Genomic DNA, 6,461 nt, shown 5'->3' with positions numbered 1-6,461 from the left:
CCCTTTGCCCGCCCTTGCCAGCCCTTGTCCCCCTGTGTTCCCGCAGAGTTCCGCACCCCGAGACGAGTTGGAGCACCCATGCCCCAGCACGTGCCCCACCACCCGCTGCGCAGCGCGTCTCCACCGGCCGCGCAGCACTCCCCGGCGCCGGTGCCGCAACCGCGCCGCATCGTGTTCCTCGCCCACCGGGACCTCGACAACCCCTCGGCGGGCGGCTCCGAACTCCTCGTGGACAGACTCGCCGACGGACTGACCCGGCTCGGCCACCAGGTGACCCTGCTGTGCGGCGGCCCCGCGGCCTACCGCGACTACCGGGTCGTGTCGGCGGGCGGCACCTACGGCCACTTCCTGCGCGCCCGCGCGGCGTTCACCCGGTCGATCGGTGACTGCGATCTGCTGGTCGAGGTGTGCAACGGCATGCCCTACTTCGCTCCCGTCTGGCATCACGGCCCCACGATCTGCCTGGTCAACCACGTCCACACGGACGTGTGGAGGATGCGGTTCGACGGCCCGATGGCCCCGGCGGCACGGATCGGCCGACGGCTCGAACAGTGGGCGCTGACCGGGGCGCAGCATCGCGGCCTGCTGGTCGCGGTCTCTCCCTCCACCGCGCACGCGCTGCGCGGGATCGGGATCGAGCGGGACCGGATCCGGGTCGTCCACAACGGAGTCGAGGAACCCGGCCCCTGTGCCGAGCGCTCGCCGGAGCCGTTGTTCGTGGCGGTGGGGCGGCTGGTCGAGTACAAGCGGATCGATCTGCTGCTACGGCTGTGGGAGCGGGTACGTCCCGTGGTCGGCGGGCGTCTTCTGATCGTCGGTGACGGTCCTGAGTGTGCGTCCCTGGAGCGGCTCGCGGGGCCCGGGGTGGAGTTCACCGGGCATGTCTCGGAGTCGCGGAAGCATGAACTCCTCTGCGCTGCCTGGCTGTTGCTGCATCCGTCCGCACTGGAGGGATGGGGGCTGGTGGTGACGGAGGCTGCCGCCAGGGAGACGCCGGCGATCGCGTTCGACGTGCCTGGACTGCGGGACTCCGTCGTGGACGGGGAGACGGGGGTACTGGCGCGTGGGGAATCTTCTTTCGCGGCGGCCTGGTGCACGTTGGCTCTTTCCGGGCGCCGACGTGAGGCGATGGGCAAGGCTGCGCGTGACCGTGCCGCTCGCTATCGCTGGGATCGAACCGTCAGACAGTTTCGGGCTGTTGCCGCCGAGGCGGTGAGGGGCTGGGGGTCGTGAGGCGGGTGCGGCGCCGTTGTGGCTGGGCGCGCAGTTCCCCGCGCCCCTCAAGGGGCGCGACACCGCGCCGGAGTTTCAAGGACCCCTCCTTCCGCCGTTCCCTGACCCTCTTCCGAGCCTTCCTGCACGAACAGGACGACCCGGAGTCCTGCTACTCACTGCTCGCGACCGACGCGGTCAACCAGGTCGAGGCCTACGACGGCCCCGTCACCGGCCGCACGGTCGTCGATGTCGGTGGTGGCAGCGGCTACTTCACCGAGGAGTTCCGGCGGCGCGGCGCCCACGCCTACCTCTTCGAGCCCGACGTACGGGAGTTGGGGCAGAAACCGCCGGACGGGGCGGTCGTCGCGGACGGGTATCTGCTGCCCCTGTCCGACGGGGTCGCCGATGTGACCTTCTCGTCCAACGTCCTTGAGCATGTGGCCGATCCGCAGACGTTCCTCAGCGAGCTGACGCGGGTGACCCGGCCCGGTGGGCTGATCTATGTGTCGTTCACCAACTGGCTGTCCCCGTGGGGCGGTCACGAGTGGGCGCCCTGGCACTACCTCGGTGCCGAACGGGCCCGCGCCCGCTACCGGCGCCGTACCGGAAAGCCCGCCAAGCACACCCTCGGCGAGAACCTGTTCGCCGTGCACATCGGCGCCACCCTGCGGCAGGTCCGTGCCCGCGACGACGTCACGGTCGTCGCGGCGCGCTCCCGCTACTGGCCCTTCCTCGACCGAGCCGTCGTCAAGGCGCCCGGGATAAGGGAGTTGGCCACCTGGAACCTCCTCCTCATCCTCCGGCGGTGTCCACGATGACGGCGACCACGGTCCAGACACCGCCCCCGGCGGCCGACCCCACCACCACGACCCTGGCGGGGCCCCCGGAGGGTCCGAGGTCGTGGCGCTGGCTGCTGGGGTTCTGGGCCGTGGTGTTCGTGCTGTTCCTCGTCGTGCATCCGGGGCGGCAGACCTTCGACACGAAGCTCGGCGTCACCGTCGACCCGGGCCAATTCCTCTCCGATCTGGGCCAGTTGTGGCACGACCGGGGTTCCTTCGGCGGTATCCAGGACCAGTACGCGGGCTACCTCTGGCCGATGCTGCCGTTCTACTGGCTGGCCCACGCCGTGCACCTGCCGGTGTGGCTGGCGGAACGCCTGTGGCTGTCCCTCGTCGTCTCGGTGGCCTTCTGGGGTGCGTTGAGGCTGGCCGAGCGGCTGCGGGTCGGGAACCCGGCGTCCCGACTGCTCGCCGCCGTGACCTACGCGCTGTGGCCGGTGTTCACGATCGTCGTCGGCTCGACCTCGGCCGCCGCCCTCCCCGGCGCCTTCCTCCCCTGGGTCCTGCTGCCGCTGACCAACGAGCGCTATACGGCCCGTGTGGCCGCCCTGCGCTCGGCGCTGATCGTCCCGTTCATGGGCGGGGTCAACGCGGCGGCGACCCTCGCGTCCCTGTTCCCGGTGGGCCTGTATCTGCTCTCCCGCCCGGCCGGACCACGGCAGCGCAAGCTGATCGCCTGGTGGGTGCCGGGGGTCGTGCTGGCCACGGCATGGTGGTGGATCCCGCTCCTCATGCTCGGTGTCTACGGCGAGAACTTCCTTCCCTACGTGGAGACTTCGCAGACCACGACGGACACCATGTCGGCGACGGAGGGCCTGCGCGGAGCCGGTGACTGGGTCGCCTATCTGCACCTCGGCGAGGCCTGGATACCGGCCGGCTGGACGGTCGCCTCCTCGGTGATCGTGATCGTCTGCTCGGCACTCGCGGCCGGGCTCGGTCTCGCCGGGCTGGCCCGCCGGGACATGCCGGAGCGGCGCTGGCTGGTGCTGGTCGCGGTGTCGGTCGCGCTGATCCTGTTCGCCGGGTACGGCGGCTCGTTCGGTGCGCCCTTCCACGGGCTGGTCCAGGACTGGCTGAACGGCCCGCTCGTCCCCTTCCGCAACATCTACAAGTTCCAGGCGGGGCTCGCTCTCGCACTCGTCCTCGGTCTGGCCCACCTGGTGGGTGTGGCGGCCGAGACACGCGGAGCCCGCCCGGTCCGGGGGCGCCGGTTCGCCCCGCTGATCGCGGTGGTCCTCGTCCTCCCCGGCCTTGCGTGGCCGTATCTCAACGGGTCGATCCTGAACCCGGGTTCGTTCCAGCAGCTGCCCAAGTACTGGCAGTCCACGGCGGATTGGCTGGAGAAGTACTCCCCCGACTCCCGCGCCCTGGTCGTCCCGGCGACCGCGCACGGCATCTACACCTGGGGCTCCCCCATCGACGAGCCCCTCGATGTCCTGGCCAACTCCCGTTGGGCGGAACGGGACTACGTCCCGATGGGCACCCCCGGCAACCGGCGCGCGATGGACGCGGTGGAGCAGGCGCTGGACTCCGGCGGCGAAGTCCCGGGCCTGGCCGACTACTTGAGCCGCGCGGGCATCTACTACGTCGTCGTCCGCAACGACCTCGACCCCGACCAGATCGGTTACGTCCCCACGACCACCGTGAAACGCGCCCTGGAACAGTCCGGCTACCAGCGGGTGACCGGCCTCGGCCCCGTCATGACCGGCGGCCGGATCGCGAACGACACCCCACTCCAGGTCGAGGGCCTCTACCCGCGCCAACGGGCGGTGGAGATCTACGAGCCGACGGACAAGGACGTCCGGCGCCCCGGCCAGGCGGGCCTGACGCCGGTGGCCGACACGGCGGTGGTCTCCGGCGGACCGGAGTCCCTGCTGCCCCTCGCGACCGAACTCCGGGGCCGGGCAACGGTGTTGACCGGCGACAACCATCCGGGGCTCGGCTCCCCCGCCCTCCAGATCCTCGGCGACGGACTGCGGCGCGCGGACACCCGGTTCGGCCTGGTCGACGCCAACACCTCGTACACGTACACCCCCGACGAACGCAACGCGCCGGACGCCGTGCAGGACGCGGGCAAGAAGCCGAAGCAGATCCTGCCGACGAAGGGCATCGCCCATCAGACGGTGGCCGAGCTGCGCGGCGCCCGCTCGGTGACGGCGTCCTCCAGCGGCAACTGGCTGTTCCAACTGCCCCAGTTCGACCCGGTGAACGCCTTCGACGGCAACCCCGACACCGCGTGGGCCGAGGGCGCTGCGGGCTCCCCGAACGGGCAGTGGCTGCGCATCGCCTTCACGGGCGGGTCGTACGACATGCCGGGTTCGTTCAAGGTGACCCCGCTCCCGCAGGAGAGCGTGCGGGCGGCGGCCACGGAGGTGAGGGTGGAGACGGCGAAGGGCTCGGCGACCAGCTACCTCCAGCCGAACGGCATGACACAGACGATCAAAGCCCCTTCAGGCACGACGAGTTGGATGAAGCTGACCATCGTCGACTCGGTGGCCCGCCGCACCGGTCTCACCGGCGCGGGCTTCTCCGAGATCGCCCTGCCGCACGTCCAGGTCACCCGGCTCCTGAAACTCCCCACGGACGCGAACGCCTCAGACGCCGCCTCCGAGATCATCTCCCTGCACCGCACGGCCGACCCGACCGGTCTCTCCCCCACGGGCACGGAAGCGGGCCTGCACCGCACGTTCTCGACACCGACGGCGGGAACGTACGAGATGAAGGCGAGCGCGGTGGCGATCCCCGGCGAGGAGCTGGACAAGCTCCTCTACGAGGTGGCCCCCGCCCAGCAGCACCGCATCACCGCGACGGCGGACTCCACGGCGGCGCTCGGGGCGGGTCTCTCGGCCCGCAACCTGACGGACGGCGACCTGACGACGGGCTGGGTGGCGGGCGACCGCCCGACCATCCATCTGTCCTGGACCGGCAAACAGGCAGTGGGAGAAGTGGTGTTGGCCCCGGCAGGCGGTCTCTCGACCCGTGCGACCGAGGTCGACATCAGCTCCCCCGACGGCGCGACGATCGCCGGCGTCGACGAGAACGGCGTGGTCCGCTTCGACCCCATCACCACGGACCACCTCGACATCACGATCACGAAGACGGCCCCGCTCACGCTCCACAACCCGGTGGCCGACGAGAACCTCCAACTCCCCGTGGGCCTGACCGAGGCGTACATTCCCGCCCTCGACCAGTACCGCACCCCCCAGCCCGACCCCACCCGCACCTTCACGCTGGCCTGTGGAAAGGGCCCGGTGGTGGCGGTGGACGGCGAGCTGTACCGGACGAGCGTGACGGGGACGGTACGGGACCTGACGGAGCGCCGGTCGGTCGACGTGACACTCTGTCAGGAGGGAAAGGGCGACCCGGCGTTGGAGCTGACGTCGGGGACGCACCGCGTCGAGGCCGGCGACGCGGGACCCCTCTCCCTGACAGACGTGACACTCACCCGGGGAAGTGTCACACCGGCGACGGACGCCGGTCGGGGCCTACGGGTCGTGGACTGGCTCGGCGACCGCCGCGAGGTGACGGTCGGCTCGGGCGCGGCCTCCTACCTCACCACGTACGAGAACTACAACGACGGCTGGAAAGCCACCCTGAACGGCAAGGAGTTGTCCCCGGTCCGCCTGGACGGCTGGCAACAGGGCTGGCGCGTCCCCGCAGGCTCGGGCGGCACGATCAAGCTGTCCTACACCCCGGCGACAACATACGAGGCAGGCCTCATCGGCAGCGGTGCGGCGGTGGCCGTCCTCCTGGCCCTGGTCATCTGGCGCCGCCGAGAGCCCAATCCCGACGAGCTCCAACCGCCCCCGCCCTTGCCCGGGTTGTGGCTGGGCACGGTGGCACTGACGCTGGTGGGAGTGGTGATCGCGGGCTGGTTCGCGCTGCTGGTACCGGCGTTGGCGCTACTGGCATACCGCCGCCACGCGCTGCTCGTCCCGATCGCGTTCGTGGCGCTGGCGGGCGCGGGGATCGTGGCGGCGACGGGGGCGGGCGACCCGGTGGGCGCGGGCGAGGGAGCGTTCAGCGGCGCGGCCCAACTCCTTGCGCTGATCGGGTTGTTCGCTGGCCTGGTGAGCGTCCGGGAGTGGCGGGCCCAGGAGTCCCCGGACTCGACGCTGGTCCTGCCACCGGCACCGCTGCCTCAACGGGAGCGCGGGACAGGCGCGATGGGCGAGGAAAGGCCAAGGACCTGGGAGGAGCTGGCCGGTAGGTGGTCGGAGACCGACCCGGAGCCGAACGCTGCGGAGGGTCCAGAGGCGATCGAATCCGGTCCCACGATCTCGGCACGCGGCCCGGGCCACCAGGATTCTCGACCAACGCCGGCACAAGGCGCCCCTGAAGGGGCGCGGGGCAGTGACATCAGCGGCTCCGCCGCGCGGGCGCGACCAGCCCCCACCGACCCGCACC

The 6,461-nt window shown here is 71.2% G+C and carries 3 protein-coding genes; all 3 read left to right on the top strand.

Annotation, left to right across the window (positions count from 1 at the left end):
* Window positions 1-78: 78 nt before the first annotated feature.
* Window positions 79-1,233 carry a glycosyltransferase family 4 protein gene (locus JHN45_RS49470; protein WP_201056024.1) on the top strand — a complete coding sequence of 385 codons (1,155 nt, stop codon included), beginning with the start codon at window positions 79-81 and terminating at the stop codon, window positions 1,231-1,233.
* Window positions 1,230-2,033 carry a class I SAM-dependent methyltransferase gene (locus JHN45_RS49465; protein ID WP_374195693.1) on the top strand — a complete coding sequence of 268 codons (804 nt, stop codon included), beginning with the start codon at window positions 1,230-1,232 and terminating at the stop codon, window positions 2,031-2,033. Before JHN45_RS49470 ends, JHN45_RS49465 begins: the two co-directional genes overlap by 4 nt.
* On the top strand, window positions 2,030-6,461 hold a 4,432-nt coding region (locus tag JHN45_RS49460; RefSeq protein WP_236584972.1), incomplete at its 3' end, for a DUF3367 domain-containing protein. The genes JHN45_RS49465 and JHN45_RS49460, both read left to right, overlap by 4 nt.

Source organism: Streptomyces sp. MBT53 (assembly GCF_016654115.1).
Classification (GTDB): Bacteria; Actinomycetota; Actinomycetes; order Streptomycetales; family Streptomycetaceae; genus Streptomyces.
Note: the sequence above shows the minus strand (reverse complement) of the source record. Positions and strands in the feature narration are given on the sequence as shown.

Bases quoted from the DNA above. Each gene is read 5' to 3' on its own strand.
- JHN45_RS49470 (WP_201056024.1), top strand. From the start codon at position 79: ATGCCCCAGCACGTGCCCCACCACCCGCTGCGCAGCGCGTCTCCACCG.